The following is a 17918-nucleotide window of genomic DNA, read 5'->3' on the forward strand; positions in this document are numbered from 1 at the left end:
ATACAAAATAATTTTATCATATTATTTAATTATATTCTGTTATATTTCTTTCACTTTTTTTATTAAAACACTTCTGTTATTTAATTATTTTCCTTTAATAATTTATAAATTTGGTCTATCTTATAAATAAAAAAGCTAACCGATAATCTTTAAAATACCGATTAGCTTTTTATTATTTTTTAAGTTTATTTATCATATCTCTAAGTTCAGCAGCTCTTTCAAACTGAAGATTTTTAGAAGCATCCATCATTTCATCTGTATATTTCTTAATTAAATCTTCTCTTTCTTTCTTAGTCATATTTTTAGGTTGATGTTCTATTTCATACTTAGTTTCTTCTTCAGCCACTTTAGTAGCTTCTATTACTTCCCTTACATCCTTTATTATTGTCTTTGGAACTATATTATGCTCTTTATTGTATTCCTTTTGTATTTCTCTTCTTCTTTCTGTTTCTTTAATAGCCCTATCCATTGAACCTGTTATTGTATCTGCATACATTATTACTTTACTTTCTGAATTTCTAGCTGCTCTTCCTATTGTTTGAATAAGTGAAGTTTCTGATCTTAAGAATCCTTCTTTATCAGCATCTAAAATTGCAACTAAAGCAACTTCAGGAATATCAAGTCCCTCTCTTAAAAGGTTTATTCCAACTAAAACATCATATTTTCCAAGTCTTAAATCTCTTATTATTTTCATTCTTTCAATTGTATCTATATCTGAATGCATATAAGTTGTTTTTACACCAAGTTCTATTAAATACTTAGTTAAGTCTTCTGCCATTTTTTTAGTTAATGTTGTTATTAAGGTTCTAAAACCTCTCTTTGTTGTACTTATTATTTCACTATACAAATCATCTATTTGTCCATTTACTGGTTTAATAACAATTTCAGGATCCAAAAGTCCTGTAGGTCTTATTATTTGTTCTGCCACAACCTTTGAATGTTCTTCTTCATATTTTGCAGGTGTAGCACTAACAAACACAACTTGATTTATTTTCTTTTCAAACTCCTCAAATTTTAATGGTCTATTATCATATGCACATGGAAGTCTAAATCCATATTCAACTAGCGAATCTTTTCTTGATTTATCTCCAGCATACATAGCTCTAACTTGAGGAAGCGTCACATGACTTTCATCAATAAACATTAAGTAATCATCTTTTGGAAAATAGTCTAACAATGTTTTTGGTGGAGTTCCTGGCGCTCTTCCATCTAGTATTCTTGAATAATTTTCTATCCCACTACAATATCCCATTTCTCTTATCATTTCTATATCAAAATTAGTTCTTTGTCTAAGCCTTTGAGCTTCAAGCAACTTATCTTGTGAATTAAGCTCTTTAAGCCTGTCTTCAAGTTCTTCTTCTATTCTATTTATTGACCTATCTAAAACTTCTTTTGATGCAGCAAAGTGAGATGCTGGATAAATTTGCGCATGATTTCTTTCTCCTAAAATTTTTCCTGTAAGAACATCAAACTCCCTAATTCTATCAATCTCATCACCAAAGAATTCTACTCTTATTCCTTTGCTTGAAGATGATGCTGGAATAATATCTAAAGAATCTCCTCTAACTCTAAATGTTCCTCTAGAAAAATCAACATCATTTCTTTCATATTGGATTTCAATAAGTTTCTTTATTACTTCATCTCTATCTTTTATCATACCTTGTCTAAGACTTATTGTAAGCTTTTTATACTCATCTGGATTACCTAATCCATATATGCAAGATACTGAAGCAACTATTATTACATCTTTTCTTTCAAATAATGCTGATGTTGCTGAGTGTCTAAGCTTATCTATTTCATCATTTATAGATGCATCTTTTTCAATAAATGTATCTGTTTGAGGTACATAAGCTTCTGGCTGATAATAGTCATAATAAGAAACAAAATATTCAACTATACTATCTGGAAAAAACTCCTTAAACTCTGAACAAAGTTGTGCTGCCAATGTTTTATTATGTGCTAACACTATTGTAGGTTTTTGAACTCTTTCTATTATATTTGCCATAGTGAAAGTTTTACCTGAACCTGTAACACCTAAAAGAGTTTGAAATTCATTTCCCTCATTAATAGATTTAGCTAACTTATCTATAGCTTTTGGTTGATCTCCCATAGGCTTAAACTTTGATTTTATTTTAAATTCACCCATAACTTCACCTCATCTCAAATTTATTTATTCTTTAACTTTTTAACCATTTCTAATATTTTTTCTTTCGTTAAATTAATTTTCTTATTTTCATCTATAGATTTTGGTACAAGTAATATTCCTGGCATTTTTCCTTTTTCAAACATTACTTTTTTATTATTTCCACATAAATCTATTAATTCTAATTCCACACTCATATAATTATTAGTAATTGATGCATATATTTCTTTTTCATTTAATACTTTATTACCATTTAATCTTATTATTTTATCTCCAGCTTTAATTCCAACATTATATCCTCTTGAAAAAGGAATTACATCTAAAACACATATTCCTGCGTCATCACTAAAAAATATAGGTTCTCTTTTATCTTCCATTTTTCTTTCAAACCTAAATATAAATTCATATATTATAGGGGTTAGTGCTATTGCTAATACTTCCATAGCCAGTCCAAACTTTGTTAATATTGAAATTAAAATAATTATAATTCCATATAAAATTGTATATATTCCGCTTAATCTACTTTTTTCTTTTTTAGTTTTAGTAAAAGTAGTTGCACTATAATTTATTAAAGTAAAAAAAGGAACCATTACTAAAACTGAAACTTTTATTAATTCAAGTATACTACTTGAGTTTAATAAAGGCCACCATGATGGAGTATTTATAACGTCTGATGTTGTGGCACTATCTCCACTCAATTTTAATGCTATAAATATTGCAACTGGCAACATCCAATTTCTACTCAATACATATCCTCCAATTATTTTTTCTTCTTTTTTAGAGAATACTGCCATTGATCCTTTGCTACCATCAAATATAATTAAAAAACCTTTTAATATGTATATAACTCCTATAAGTGCTATTAAAGAAGTAATATTTATTCTAAATAAATTAATATCACTTCCCCCAATTTTAAAATATGTAAACACTATACTTAAAGCTCCAAAAATAAATGCTAAGTAAGGAAGTTTAATTGCTCTTCCTCTAAAAAATATAGATAAAATAGTCAAACTAAATATTAACTCTATACCTGACCCCTCTTTAAACGTTATTCCTAAAATGCTTATTAATATACTTGCAAGAAAGCCTGCAATTATTCCTAATGTTATTTGAGATAAAGTTAATTCTAAGGGAGAATTAATATTCTCCCCTATAATCATTCTTTGCATAAAAGCTAATTTTTTATTTTTTACATAAAACACAAAGGACATAGCAATTAAAAATATTATAAATAATGGATCTATAAAAATATATGCTACTGATTTTATTGCGTTTAAAATTAAGTCCATCTTTCCTCCTACTTACTTACCTTTTGGTTTATAATCTCTAATGCTTTTTTAAATTGATTATCTAAACTTCTATTATATTGTTTTCCTAATACATCCTTAGATAACTCTACATTAATATCTGGTTTTATTCCTTTTTTATGAATGTTTTCTCCATTTGGTGTGTAATACTTTGATATAGTAACTTTAAGTGCACTTCCATCCTTAAATTCTACTGGTGCTTGAACTATCCCCTTACCAAATGTGTTAGTTCCTATAATTGTAGCAACATTATAATCTCTTAAAGCTCCTGTAACAACTTCTGATGCACTGGCACTTCCTTTATCAACAAGTACAACTAATGGCATTCCTTCTGCTATACCACCCTTTGATAATTCTTCTGACCTATTATCATATTTATCTACCGTATACGTTATTAATTTTCCCTTTGGTATGAATTGTGATGCAACCCCAACCGCTTCCTTAAGATAGCCACCTGGATTTCCCCTTAAATCTAATATTAATCCTTTCATACCCTTTGATTTTAAATCTTCTATTTCTTTCTTAAAATCTTCTGTAACATTTGCATTAAATGATTTTATTTGAATATAACCAATATTTTTTTCTATCATTTCACCTTTTACAGAATCAGTTTTTATAACATCTCTTTTTACTTTAACATCAAATGTATCTTTACCAGCTCTCTTTATAGTTAAAGTTATTTCTTCTTTTTCCTTTCCTGTAATTAATGAAGTAGCCTTATCTACATCATTACCTACTTGCTGTCCATTTACAGCAACAATAACATCATCACTTTTTATTCCCGCTTTATATGCTGGAGAATCTTCAATTGGTGATATAACTGTAACCTTGTCATTTTTAACACCAACATACACCCCAATACCCATATATTCCCCTGAGTTTTGTTCTTTAAACTTTTTATATTCATCTTTATTCATATAAATTGTATAAGGATCTCCAAGAGAATTAACCATTCCCTTTATTGCTCCTTCTGCGGCTATGCTATCATTAATTTCTCCATCGTAATTCTTTATTAATGCATCTCTAACTTTAAATAATTCTTTATATTCATTAACGTTATTAAATTCCTTAAGCTCTTTATCAACCTTTGAATTAGTAGTTGCAAGAACTAATCCCTTAGTAGCAAATAAGTTCCCTAAATAAAAACTTCCTAAACATAAACAAACAACAAAAAGAGTACCTAACATTATGTAGATAACCTTTTTGTTGTTTTGATTTTTCTTTTTATTATACTGATACATAACCACAACATCCTTTCAATCTTCTCAAGCCATATAATTTAATAGTATAACTTAAATTATAAAATTTTTCCATATTAAACTAAACTCAGTAGGAATTTCTTCCTACTGAGTTATTATAATAATATTTTATTCATATTTAATAATTTTATACTATTAAGAATTTTCTTAATGAAGCATAACTTGATACACCACCAACTACTAATCCACCTAATCCAAAGTATAGTAATAAATTAGTTCCAACATAGCTTACTGGAAGTAATGATATATATAGTACTTTATCTGAAATCCAACTTACAAATCCATTATATGCAAGTACTAAGAATATTATTGCTAATACTGAACCTATAAGTCCTATTATCATTCCTTCAATTATAAATGGCCATCTAATAAACCAATCAGTAGCTCCAACAAACTTCATTATACCAACTTCTCTTCTTCTTGAGTAAACAGTTAATTTTGTTGTGTTCATAATTAAGAATACAGCAACACCAGTTAGTATTACAAATAAAACAAATCCTAAAACTCTAAATGCATTTACTACTTTAGTAATTGTATTTACTATATCTTGTTGATTTCCTATACTTTCAACCCCTGGCATACTTTGAACAGCATCTGCTATTGATTTTGCATAACTAGGGTCTTGTAATTTTACTACAAATGATGCTGGGAAAGGATTATTATTTAAATTATATCCTTCTAATAGTCCTTTACTTTCCTTAGTGCTTTCTTGGAAATTTTTAAATGCTTGTTCTTTTGATTCATATTGTATTTCTTTAACACCTGGAAGCTCATTTAACTTTATTTCAACTTCTCTTTGCTCAATTAATTTGATATCATCTTTTAAGTATACTCTAACGTCTACTTTTGACTGCACATCATTAAGAGCTAAACCTACATTTTTGCTTATAAGTACGAATATACCTAAAACAAAAAATGTAATAAGTACTGTGATAACAGATGCAAAGCAAAGAGTTTTATTTCTTCTCAAGCTTTTAAAGGCATCAGAAATAAAATGATTTACTGTATTAATTTTCATCATTATACCTACCTCTCTTTTCGTCTCTTACAATTTCACCTTTCTCAATAGCTATAACTCTTTTTTTCATATCATTAACAATCTCTTGAGCATGTGTTGCCATAAGAACAGTTGTACCAGCCTTATTAATATCATCTAAAAGTTCCATTATTTCCTTCGCTGTATCAGGGTCAAGGTTTCCTGTAGGCTCATCAGCAATTAAAATTGATGGATTATTAACTATTGCTCTTGCTAAAGAAACTCTTTGTTGTTCTCCTCCTGATAACTCATGTGGAAACATCTTATATTTGTGTGATAATCCAACTAATGATAACACCATCGGAACTCTTCTTCTTATTTCTTTTGGTGCCGCTTCAACTACTTTCATAGCAAAGGCAACATTTTCATAAACATTAAGATTAGGTATTAATCTAAAGTCTTGGAATACCATTCCTATTTTTCTTCTATAATATGGTGTTTGTTTTCTCTTTATATCTGCTAAATTTTGACCTGAAACTACTATTTCTCCTGAAGAAGGTTCTACTTCTTTTAATAACATTTTTATGAATGTTGATTTACCTGCCCCTGATGGACCAACTAGAAAAACAAATTCACCTGATGCTATTTCTACGTTGACATCTGATAGAGCTTTTACGTTATTATCATAAACCTTAGATACATTTTTAAATTCTATCATTCTCTAAACACTCCTTATAAATTGGACTCCTCCATAAACCCCTTGTCCATTATACAGAACCATTATATCACATGTATCTACACATATAATATAATATTTTATTAAGTTTTTTGTATTAAGATAAATTTCTACAAGAACTTATTAAATTTTTTGTAGAATTATGCTTCATTAATATCTGAGAAGCCTTCTCCTAAAACTTCATGAACTTCTCCAACTGTAATAAAAGCCCTTTTATCTACATCTCTTATATGTTTCTTTAATTTTATAAATTCATTTCTATTTAGAATTGTATATATTATATAACTTTCTTTCTTAGAAAATCCACCTACTCCTTTTATTGCGGTATAGCTTCTTTCAAGCTCTTCTAGTATAAACTTACTTATTTTTTCTGTATGATCACTTATAATCATTACTTGTTTACATGAATTAAACCCTTCTATAAACTTATCAACTGATACACCAAGTATTATTACACTTAACATTGAATAAAAACCTAAATCCAATCCAAACACATAAGCTCCTGAAATTGTAATTATAAGATCTACTATTAATAAAGCTTTACCAATATCAATATGCATAAACTTATTCATAATTTTTGCTAAAATATCTGTTCCACCTGTTGATGAATTAGCATTAAATACTAAAGCTATTCCTAAAGCTGATATAAGTGTTCCTATTATTGTAGCAATAACTAAATCATGAGTTATTGCAAAAGGATTAAGAAATTTTTCAATAATCCACATAACTACTGAAAGCATTAAGGTTGCATAAACGCTTCTACTTCCAAAATTTCCACCTATAAATATAAATGCAACAGCAAATAAAATAATATTTATTATTAATGTTATAATACCTACACCTATTGATGGTATAAAATTATTTACCACTATAGCAAATCCAGTAACTCCTCCAGCTGCTAAGTTATTTGGTGCGAAGAAATATTCTACTGATATTGCTACTAATATTACCCCCAATGTTATTATTACATAATCTTTTAATACTCTCTTTTCCATTAGTTAACACCCCAATTCTTAATAAAATATTCTTCAATACTTTATTATTAGTTTCTCTAGCTTTAATTATACTATCCTACGCTACAAAATCCTTTGAATAACAAAGTATTGATAATTATAAAGGCTTATTTAATTGTTATCTTTTATAAATTTTCTAAGCTTAATAACTTGTACTTTTAAAATAACTTTTTATTTCTAGTATATAAATTTCATAATTAATAAAGCTTATTTTCTATTGATAGCTTTTATTATGTAATTTTTTAATCATAGGTTTTAGTAAAAATAATAACTTGGTTAAATATATTTAATGTATTTATAATTTTATATATAACAATTCTATTTAATAAAATACATATTTCTGTATATATCTCTTGCCAATACTAATTTATACAACTAATCATTAATATAATGTAAGTTCACTATTTATATTGAAATTCAAATACATATTCTAAAGGAGCTTATTTTAAATTTTTTCTATTGCTTTTATTACATAAATTAAAGTATTCTGATTAAATACAATTTAAATTCGTTTCTAAATTTTATGAACCCATACGATTTAAATCACCCTACATATTACCCTCATAATTTAAATACATAATTTTATATATAAAAATAACAGTATAGCCTTCACTATACTGTTATATCATAAATAAGGTAATTTTTTCTATTACTTTTTGTAACTTATAGCTTTCTTTGCTTTTTCAGCTACATTTTTTGCAGTTAATCCATAAGCTTCTAATAATTCGTTTGGTTTTCCACTTTCACCAAAAGTATCCATAACACCAACTTTTAATACTGGTACAGGATATTCTTCACATAAAACTTCTGAAACAGCTGAACCTAATCCACCAATTATGTTGTGTTCTTCTGCTGTTACTATTGCACCAGTTTCTTTAGCTGCTTTTATTAAAAGTTCTTTATCTATAGGCTTTATTGTATGAATATTTAAAACTCTTGCATTTATTCCTTCAGCCTTTAAAATTTCTGCAGCTTCTATAGCTGTATCAACCATTATACCTGTTCCTATTATAGTAACATCGTTACCTTCTTTTAAAGTAACTCCTTTACCTATTTCAAATTTATAATCAGCATTATCATTTATAACATTAACTGCAGCTCTTCCAAGTCTTACATAACAAGGACCATTAAATTCAGCAACAGCTTTTATAGCAGCTTGCGCTTCTACATCATCTGATGGATTTATAACTGTCATGTTTGGAATACTTCTCATTAATGATAAATCTTCAATAGCTTGGTGTGAAGCTCCATCTTCTCCTACTGTTAAACCAGCATGAGTTGCACATATTTTAACATTTAGTCTTGGATAACAAATTGAGTTTCTTATTTGCTCAAATGCTCTACCAGCAGCAAACATAGCAAATGTACTAACAAAAGGTATTTTACCACAAGTTGACATACCTGCTGCTACACCCATCATGTTAGCTTCAGCTATTCCCATGTTAAAAAATCTTTCTGGTGCAACTGATTTAAATTCTGCAGTTTTTGTTGATTTTGAAAGGTCAGCGTCTAATACAACAACATTTTTGTTGATTTCAGCTAAATCTTTTAATGCTTTTCCGTATGATTCTCTTGTTGCTATTTTTTTACTCATATTATTTGTCCCCTCCAATTTCTTTTAAAGCTTCTTCGCATTGTTCTCTGCTTGGAGCTGTTCCATGCCAGCTTGCTTCATTTTCCATAAATGAAACACCTTTTCCTTTTACAGTCTTACATACTATTGCAGTTGGTTGACCTTTATGATTTTTAGCCTTTTCTATAGCTTCTAATATTTCATCATAATTATGTCCATCTATTACTAATACATTCCAACCAAAAGCTTCAAACTTTTTATCTATTGGTGAAGGGTTCATTACTTTAGTTATATCTCCATCTATTTGAAGACCATTAAAATCTATAAATATTGTTAAATTATCTAATTTGTAGTGGGCTCCTGACATTGCAGCTTCCCATACTTGACCTTCTTCTAATTCTCCATCCCCAAGTAGAGCATATACTCTATAATCTTTGTTATCGACCTTACCTGCTAGAGCCATTCCAACAGCAGTTGATACACCTTGACCAAGTGATCCAGTTGACATATCTATTCCTGGTAAATCATTCATATTAGGATGTCCTTGAAGATTTGAACCAAATTTTCTTAAAGTTTTTAACTCCTCTGGACTAAAAAATCCTCTTCTTGCTAAAGCACTGTATAAAACTGGTGCAGCATGACCTTTTGATAAAACAAATCTATCTCTATTTTCCATTTTAGGATTTTTTGGATCAATATTCATTTCATTAAAGAATAATGTTGTTACTATATCTGCAGCTGATAATGATCCACCTGGATGTCCTGATGCAGATTCAGTTAACATTGATACTATGTCTTTTCTTATAATTTTAGCTGTGTCCATTAGCTCTTGTTTATTCATTTTCATTTTTTATCCTCCCAGTATTAATTTAACATTATATAGATTTAGTTTTCCGCTATTTACGTTTTTTATTTTATCATATATTTTCCACTTTGTATACATAATAATATATACTATTTTGAATTAGTATCTCATATTTAACACTTTAGTATACTCTATTTGTAATAGTATATCCTTTGCATATCTTTTATTGAACTTTTATATAATTAATAGATATTATAAAACAATAAAAGCTACGCAAATGATTACATTCGCATAGCTTGTTCATCTTTTATTAAAATTTTGTTAATTACTTTAAATTAAATTTAAGCTTATTAATAAAGCTTTATTTACTTTTTTCATATCTTCATCTGTCATATGTCCTATTTTTTCCTTAAGCCTTCTTTTATCTAATGTCCTAATTTGTTCTAGTAGAACTACAGAATCTCTATTTAACCCATATTCTTCTGAAGATATCTCAACATGTGTTGGTAATTTTGCTTTATTAATTTGAGATGTTATAGCTGCCACAATAACTGTAGGACTATATCTATTACCTATATCATTTTGAATTATGATAACAGGTCTTATCCCTCCCTGTTCTGATCCAATAACAGGGCTCAAATCAGCATAAAATATATCTCCTCTTTTTACTACCATAGTCGTCATAAGAATTATCACACTCCGCAAAGCCATGTCTCATAATCATCAACATCAACTAATTCATGTTCTGTCATTAAAGCTAATTGTAAATTTAATAAAGCCATCTCTTGATATCCTTTTTTCATAATATCCTCAATTTCTTTATTATTTTCCCTATCTATATATACTATTAAATTATCTCCATTATATTTACAACTTTCTTCTAATTGACCTAACTTTTCTAAATCCTTTTGACGTGACATGATAATTCCTCCTAATTCAACAAAGAATTTTATGTATATTCAAATTATATATAAAAGTATGTCACAATGTCAAAGGATTTGTATTATATATTTAAATTTGTTTTAAATTTTTTTAAAATCATTTGATACCCATTTTTTTATCCTATATGTACACTTAAATTAATTATTTAACCCTTTGTAATGTTTTGATTTGATCTTTGGCTGATTTTTATTTTTTAAACTTATCCTTTTCACATAACTTTTTATTCAAAAATTCTCTATATTCTATTTTTATTCTTTCTTTATTATTACTATCAAATATTTTTAAAACCATTGGTTCTTTCTTATTTTTATCTATATATAAAGTTGCCCTATCAATATGAAGATTTTTAGTTACTAAATCAAACTCAACCTTTAAATATTTTAAATCTCCCCACTCTTCTTGTCCTTCTTTAAATTCTAAAATTGGGTTTTTAAAAAGTTCTTTCATCGCGGCTAAGTCATATACTCTATCTAGTTCTCTATCTACCTCATACTTTTCATTTGTTTTATTGTAAATCATAGTTATACTATCATCAGTATATATTTTTGTAAGCTCTTCCCCAAAATCTAACCTTATACCGTTATCTTTACAATAAGATAATTCCGCCTTTTGATTGTATGTTCCATTATCATTTGTTATTGTATATTCAACTATAGATGTATAATCATCTAAATTTTTAACAGTATTTAATATATCTTCATTAGTTGGGGTTACCACATGTCTTAATGATATTATAAGTATTATTGAAATAAAGGGTATTATCATTAAAACTGTTATTAATAATTTCTTTTTTAGATTATTATCCTTTGATTTAACATTTTTTTGTTTTTTATTAAAATTACTTTTTATTTTATCTAAAACTTTCATTTAAACCTCCGTAGCTTAATTGTTTATTAATACTAATATTAAGCTAACGTAAGATTTATTCTAATTTTCACATAATTTTTCTATTGTTTTTGGTAATTCTTCTATTATATCTCTTGCATTAACTGAATATCTAGAACTTGAAAGTGTATCTCCTATATATCCATGTATGTATGCGCCAAGCAATGCAGAATCTATCATAGATACTTTTTGACCTACAAATGAGGTTATTATTCCAGTTAAGCAATCACCCATTCCTCCTGAAGCCATCTTACTATTTCCAGTTGGATTTATAAAAGTGTTTTTTCCATCTGATATAACTGTATTATACCCTTTAAGTAATACTATAATTTGATACTTTTTGGCAAAATCTCTTGTTATATCTATTCTATTTGATTCAATTTCCTTAATAGAAACTCCCATTAATCTTGCTAATTCACCTGGATGTGGTGTTATTATAGCCCTACCTTTTAAACTATCTAGCATATATTTATTTTGACTTATTATATTTAAAGCATCTGCATCCAAAATAAGTTTACATTTGCTTTCTTTTATTATTTTATCTAATACTTTAACGCTTTCTTCTTCAGTACTAAGTCCTGGTCCACAGGCTATTACATCAAAGCAATTTAAATCTTTAATATCTTTAACTATTGAATATTCATCAACAATAGCCTCTATTAATCTACATTTTAATGAATTTACTATATCCTTGTGAGATAATAATGTAACTAATCCACTACCTGTTCTAACACAAGCTTCAGTTGTTATAAATGCTGCTCCACTATATTTTTTACTACCTGCTATTATTAAAACCTTGCCATATTTCCCCTTGTGTCCAGTGATATCTCTTATTGGAATCATTTCTTTATATTTATTTTTTTCTATTATGTAAGTTTTTTCGCTATTTTTTTCTTTTATAAATTCTGGAATATTAATTTTTACTATTTCTATATCACCAATTAAGTTTACAGCTTTTGTTTGAAAAAATCCTTTTTTCATAACTTCTATAGTAAATGTTTTATTAGCTTTTATTGCTACCCCAAGAATCTCTCCTGTATCTGAGTCTAGCCCTGAGGGTATGTCTATAGAAACTGTAAATTTAGAAAACTTATTTATTAATTCTATTACTTCTTTATATATACCTTTTATTTCTCTATTTAAACCTACTCCAAATATAGCATCAACTACATAATGCGAATTTCTTATTTCTTCTATTATATAGCTTCTATTAATTGAATTTATTGGTTTATTTAATTTAATTACATTTATATTTATATTTTCTAATATCTTTAGATTCTTTCTATTATCCTCAGTTAATTTTTCATCATTACCAACTAAAATAACTTTTACACTTTTGTTAAGTAAATGTAACTTTCTAGCTATAGCTAGTCCATCTCCACCATTATTTCCAACTCCACAAAATATAACAACCTTATCACCAAATTCCTCAATTTCTTTAATAATTGAATTTGCTGCATTTTCCATAAGTACAATAGAAGGAATTCCTATGCATTCTATAGTTTCCTTATCTATAATCATACACTTTTTTCTACCTAAAATTTCCATATTTACAACACCTCTATTACTACAAACGATACTACAGTATCATTATTATGAGATATACTAGCATGTATGTTTATATTTTTTAATTTAAAGATACTTATTATATGCTCACTTAATATAACCTCAGGCTTTCCTAGGTTATCTCTAAGAACTTCAATATCTTTAAATGTGAAACCTCTTATCCCAGTTCCTAATGCCTTACTTACAGCTTCCTTTACTGAAAATGATCCAGCTAAAGTCTCAGATTTAAATTTTCTACTATTTAAAAACTCAAGTTCTCTCTTTGTAAACATTTTCTCAAGAAACTTTGGATTTCTCCTTGATGCAATTTCAACTCTATTTATTTCTATAATGTCTGTCCCTATTCCAAATATCAATTATTTCACCTTCTTAAAAATACATTTATATTTATATTTTACTATAAATATAAATATTTCTTTTAGGTATTTATAAAAAATATTATATGAGATTAATTAAAATTAATTTCTTTAAAATCATTTACATATTCATCTGCAAATGGACCTATTATATCTATTAAATGAATAGGTGATACTTGATTATCATAAAGCATCTTTAATAATTTTTTTACCTTTTCTTCTACTGGTGATATTAATTCAATAGAATCTTTAAAAGAATCTATGATTATGTCTCCTTTTATGTCTACCCTTTCAACTTCTATTCCAAATACGTCTTCATTTCCTCTTATACTCTTAATTAACTTGTAATAATACTTCCTTTCTATTCCATTGTTAATTCTTGAAAATACAAAATTCTCCTTAATCATTTCCATCCCCCTTTAATATATTAAAATAACCCTTCTATTTCAATATATCATAGATATTGTGTGAAATATGTCAAAGAGTGTTTGTATAATTATTTTTTTATTGACATCTTTCGTAATTTTCCTATAAAATGTATTTTTTTTTACATAGTACAATACTTTCTTTAACTTTTTATTGTCACTATGTCGATTAATGTTTAAGTATAAATTTTCCATATAGATATAAAAAAAGAAAGCTCCCACAGCTTTCTTTTTTTCTCATAATTCCCCTAAACAACCATAATTGAAACGTGAATACGTTACCATAACTTGAATTTATTATAACATACTTTCTAAATGAATTACAATATATTCTAGAAAATTTTTTATAATTTTTTACATTTATTTTTTTATGCTTATTTAATTTCTCTTTTATATTCACTTACATTATTAATTCTACCACCAACAAATTTAAAATCTTCCGCAACAACTTCAGCTATATATTTTTTATTTCCATCCTTATCTTCATAGCTTCCAGTTCTAAGTCTTCCACTTATACTTATGTAATTTCCTTTCTTTAAATACTTACATATTACTTCTGCTTTTTTTCCCCAAACACTTATAGGTATTAAATCTGATTTTCTAACTCCATCTAATGATTTAAAGCTTCTTTCAACTGCAATAATAAATCTAGTATTTACTTTATCACTATTATCTAATTGTTTAAGTTCAGGGTCTTTAATTAATTTTCCTAATAAAACTATTTTATTCATATATATACCTCCTGAATAATATACCTAGAATTATTTCCCTAATTAATAAAATTATTCATATTTATAGTTTAAATTTGTTAATTTTTAATGATATAATTATTATGTTAGTAAATAGAGTTATAAATTGAATAATTAGGGAGTGATTTAATGACAATATTAGTTTGCGGTGGTGCTGGTTATATAGGAAGCCATATGGTTGCAGAATTAATAGAAAAAGGAAATGATGTTGTTGTTTTAGATAACTTAGAAAAAGGTCATAAAGATGCACTTTTGGGAGGAAAACTATATATAGGAGATTTAAGAGATAAAGACGTATTAAATAAAGTATTTACTGAAAATAAAATAGATGCTGTTATTGATTTTGCTGCTTATTCTTTAGTTGGTGAAAGTATGACGGAACCTTTAAAGTACTTTAATAATAATGTTTATGGAACTATAAATTTACTTGAAACTATGAAAGAACATAACGTAAAATATATAGTATTTTCTTCTACAGCAGCTACTTATGGTGAACCTAAGGAGGTTCCTATACTAGAAGAAAGTGAAACCATTCCAACAAATGCTTATGGTGAATCTAAACTTTTAGTAGAAAAAATATTAAAATGGTGTGATCACGCTTACGGTATAAAGTACACTACTCTTAGATACTTTAACGCTGCCGGAGCTCATATAAATGGAAAAATTGGAGAAGATCATTCACCTGAAACTCATTTAATTCCATTAATACTTAGTGTAGCATTAGGAAAGCGTGAAAAAATAATGATTTTTGGAGATGACTATGATACTGAAGATGGAAGTTGCGTAAGAGATTACATCCATGTTTCAGATTTAGCATCAGCTCACTCTCTTGCACTTGAAAGACTTATGAATGGCGGAGAAAGTAGAATTTATAATTTAGGAAATGGAACTGGATTTTCAGTTAAGGAAATGATTGAAATAGCTAGAAAAGTAACTAACCATCCAATCCCTGCAGAAGTTGCTCCACGTAGAGCTGGGGACCCTGCTGTTCTTATAGCATCAAGCGATAAAGCTGTGAAAGAACTTAATTGGAAGCCTAAATTTAATAGTGTTGAAACTATAATAGAAACTGCTTGGAATTGGCATAAAAACCATCCAAATGGATTCGAAAAATAATTTTTAATAAAAAGAAAGGATGTAATAATTATTACATCCTTTCTTTTTCATCATCTAAAACCGAATTAACTTCAACTCCAAATATAAATACCATCGAAGTTATAAAAAGCCAAATCATAAGAACAAAAACTGCCCATAAACTTCCATATAATCGTGAATAATGACTAAAATTATTTATATAAAAAGAAAATCCTAATGATACTATTAACCACCCAATAGTGCTTATTATGGCACCTGGAAGTACATTTATAAATTTAACCTTCCTCGCCGGAGTAACCTTATATATACTAGCAAAAACTACAATCATCATAATTATAATTATTAAATACCTTAAAATATTCCAAATAAAATTTATTATATGCTCAAAAGGTAATAATTCATTCAAAAAATTACCTATTATATCTCCAAATACAAGCATAAGCAAAGTACATATAATAGTTAATGCTAAAGCTATCACACTTAACATTCCTATTATAGATCTTTTTATAAAGGATCTATTTTCTTGTATATTATAAGCTTTATTTACCCCTTTAGTTACAGCTCTAAAAGCAGATGATGCTGACCATATTGTCAAAATAATAGAAACTCCTAATATACCTGTATTCTGCGAATTTACAACCTCTTCAATAGTATTAGCTGTTAACTCAAATACAGCAGTTGGAACAAGGTTCTGTAATCCTAATAAAACTTGGTCTGAATTTAATTTAATAAAACCTATTAATGTTATTAAAAATATTAAAAACGGAAAAAACGATAGTATTAAATAATATGCCATTTGTGAACCTAATGCAAATAAATCATCTCTTTTTACTTTTACAAACAAATACAGCATAGTATCTAAAAAAGATTTTTTGCATACATTTTTCTTCTTACTCTTCATATCTTCACCAACATAAAAATTATTTTTTTATATTATTTCTATTGTATAATATAACATTTATTATTAATTGTAGCAAAACTTATTTATTATATATTATTTTTATTATTAAATCTATTATGTATTTATTAACGTTTCCAATTATAGTATAATTTACTGTATATTTATTTCATAAATAAAAGGAGTGATTTTTTGTTATATACACTTGAAAATGAATTAGTTAAAATCACAGCTAGTACTTATGGAGCTGAATTACATAATTTAATTTCAAAAAAAAGTAATACAGAATTTTTATGGAATGGTAATCCAGAATATTGGAAGTATCATTCACCAGTACTTTTCCCAATTGTAGGTAAAGTTAAAGACGGAAAGTATAAAGCTGAAGGTAATGTTTATGAACTTCCTCAACATGGTCTTGGAAGAATTTCTAATTATGAAATGATAGAAAAAACTTCTGACTCTATAACTTTTGAACTTAAATATTCAGAGGCTACTTTAAAAGTTTATCCTTATAAATTTTCATTAAAAATTAAATATACTCTTATAAAAAACAGTGTAAAAGTATCTTATATAGTAGAAAATTTAGATAATAAAACAATCTATTTCTCAATAGGTGCTCACCCTGCATTTTTATGTTCAATAGAACCTAATGAAACAATAGATGATTATTACTTTGAATTTAATAAAAAAGAAACTGTTAGTACAATGCTTTTAAATAAAGACGGCTATTTTGTTAAAGATAGAAAAGAATTATTAAATAATGAAAATATAATAAATTTAAGTAAGGAATTATTCAAAAACGATGCTTTAGTATTTGATAACTTAAAATCAAATGAAGTATCATTAAAATCTAAAAACCACTCAAAATTCCTAACTATGAACTTTGAAGGCTTTCCATTTATGGGATTATGGTCAAAAGCTGAAGGAGCTCCATTCGTTTGCATAGAACCTTGGTATGGACATGCTGATTTCTTTGATTTTAATGGTGAATTAAAAGACAAATCAGGAATACAAGAGTTAAATATAGGTCAAACTTTCAATGTTAGCTATACTATAACATTATCAGAGTAAAAGCTTATATAAAAAATTATAACCTTAAATTAAGGTTATAATTATAATAAATAAAACCAGTAGAAATACAAAAGTCTACTGGTTTTATTTTATACTTAAAATTAAATTTATATATCTTA

At 27.0% G+C, this 17918-nt stretch carries 18 protein-coding genes; 2 read left to right on the forward strand and 16 right to left on the reverse strand.

All coding sequences use genetic code 11. The features are described from left to right. Positions 1-172: 172 nt before the first annotated feature. The 15 genes from uvrB to AC4FQW_RS09225 all read right to left on the reverse strand — a co-directional run bounded on the left by uvrB (position 173) and on the right by AC4FQW_RS09225 (position 14717). The gene (uvrB, locus tag AC4FQW_RS09155; protein ID WP_491148672.1) at positions 173-2146 is read right to left on the reverse strand and encodes an excinuclease ABC subunit UvrB; all 1974 of its coding nucleotides are present in this window, start codon (positions 2144-2146) and stop codon (positions 173-175) included. Between the two features lie 20 nt (positions 2147-2166). Then, on the reverse strand, positions 2167-3432 hold the full coding sequence (locus AC4FQW_RS09160) for a PDZ domain-containing protein (RefSeq protein WP_303127739.1): 1266 nt from the start codon (positions 3430-3432) through the stop codon (positions 2167-2169). An 8-nt stretch (positions 3433-3440) separates the two neighbouring features. After that, positions 3441-4691, reverse strand: coding sequence for a S41 family peptidase (locus AC4FQW_RS09165; protein ID WP_491148674.1), 1251 nt, complete (start codon positions 4689-4691; stop codon positions 3441-3443). A gap of 145 nt (positions 4692-4836) precedes the next feature. Continuing rightward, positions 4837-5727, reverse strand: a complete 891-nt coding sequence (gene ftsX, locus AC4FQW_RS09170; protein ID WP_303127823.1) for a permease-like cell division protein FtsX — start codon at positions 5725-5727, stop codon at positions 4837-4839. Further along, positions 5717-6403, reverse strand: a complete 687-nt coding sequence (gene ftsE / locus AC4FQW_RS09175; protein WP_303127736.1) for a cell division ATP-binding protein FtsE — start codon at positions 6401-6403, stop codon at positions 5717-5719. The genes ftsX and ftsE overlap by 11 nt, the downstream gene beginning before the upstream one ends. 158 nt (positions 6404-6561) lie before the next feature. Continuing rightward, a complete protein-coding gene (locus AC4FQW_RS09180) occupies positions 6562-7416 on the reverse strand; it encodes a YitT family protein (RefSeq protein WP_303127733.1) in 855 nt (284 codons plus the stop codon). A 667-nt stretch (positions 7417-8083) separates the two neighbouring features. After that, entirely contained in the window at positions 8084-9028 is a 945-nt protein-coding gene (locus tag AC4FQW_RS09185; protein WP_303127731.1) for a transketolase family protein, read from the reverse strand. 1 nt (position 9029) lies between these two features. Then, positions 9030-9854 carry a transketolase gene (locus tag AC4FQW_RS09190; RefSeq protein WP_303127729.1) on the reverse strand — a complete coding sequence of 275 codons (825 nt, stop codon included), beginning with the start codon at positions 9852-9854 and terminating at the stop codon, positions 9030-9032. Between the two features lie 288 nt (positions 9855-10142). Continuing rightward, entirely contained in the window at positions 10143-10496 is a 354-nt protein-coding gene (locus AC4FQW_RS09195) for a type II toxin-antitoxin system PemK/MazF family toxin (protein WP_303127726.1), read from the reverse strand. Positions 10497-10504: 8 nt separating this feature from the next. Then, positions 10505-10732 carry a hypothetical protein gene (locus tag AC4FQW_RS09200; protein WP_303127724.1) on the reverse strand — a complete coding sequence of 76 codons (228 nt, stop codon included), beginning with the start codon at positions 10730-10732 and terminating at the stop codon, positions 10505-10507. Positions 10733-10940: 208 nt separating this feature from the next. Continuing rightward, positions 10941-11621, reverse strand: coding sequence for a germination lipoprotein GerS-related protein (locus tag AC4FQW_RS09205; RefSeq protein WP_303127722.1), 681 nt, complete (start codon positions 11619-11621; stop codon positions 10941-10943). A 60-nt stretch (positions 11622-11681) separates the two neighbouring features. Further along, a complete protein-coding gene (locus AC4FQW_RS09210; protein WP_491148677.1) occupies positions 11682-13187 on the reverse strand; it encodes an NAD(P)H-hydrate dehydratase in 1506 nt (501 codons plus the stop codon). A gap of 2 nt (positions 13188-13189) precedes the next feature. After that, entirely contained in the window at positions 13190-13561 is a 372-nt protein-coding gene (gene acpS, locus AC4FQW_RS09215; protein WP_491148679.1) for a holo-ACP synthase, read from the reverse strand. 92 nt (positions 13562-13653) lie between these two features. After that, the gene (locus tag AC4FQW_RS09220) at positions 13654-13968 is read right to left on the reverse strand and encodes a DUF6514 family protein (RefSeq protein ID WP_303127715.1); all 315 of its coding nucleotides are present in this window, start codon (positions 13966-13968) and stop codon (positions 13654-13656) included. Between the two features lie 392 nt (positions 13969-14360). Next, positions 14361-14717: a single-stranded DNA-binding protein gene (locus AC4FQW_RS09225; RefSeq protein WP_303127713.1), complete on the reverse strand. Its 357-nt coding sequence runs from the start codon at positions 14715-14717 to the stop codon at positions 14361-14363. A gap of 147 nt (positions 14718-14864) precedes the next feature. On the opposite strand from AC4FQW_RS09225, the gene galE reads away from it, so the two are divergent. Next, a complete protein-coding gene (gene galE, locus AC4FQW_RS09230) occupies positions 14865-15851 on the forward strand; it encodes a UDP-glucose 4-epimerase GalE (RefSeq protein ID WP_491148681.1) in 987 nt (328 codons plus the stop codon). Between the two features lie 31 nt (positions 15852-15882). On the opposite strand, the gene AC4FQW_RS09235 is transcribed toward galE, so the two are convergent. Then, positions 15883-16731: a YihY/virulence factor BrkB family protein gene (locus AC4FQW_RS09235; protein ID WP_303127707.1), complete on the reverse strand. Its 849-nt coding sequence runs from the start codon at positions 16729-16731 to the stop codon at positions 15883-15885. Between the two features lie 189 nt (positions 16732-16920). Here AC4FQW_RS09235 and AC4FQW_RS09240 point away from each other — a divergent pair, with 189 nt between their 5' ends. Continuing rightward, positions 16921-17799 (forward strand): aldose 1-epimerase family protein, encoded by an 879-nt coding sequence (locus AC4FQW_RS09240; RefSeq protein ID WP_491148683.1) that lies wholly within the window; start codon positions 16921-16923, stop codon positions 17797-17799. Positions 17800-17918 lie beyond the last annotated feature (119 nt).

The organism is Clostridium sp. TJA085 (genome assembly GCF_058310235.1).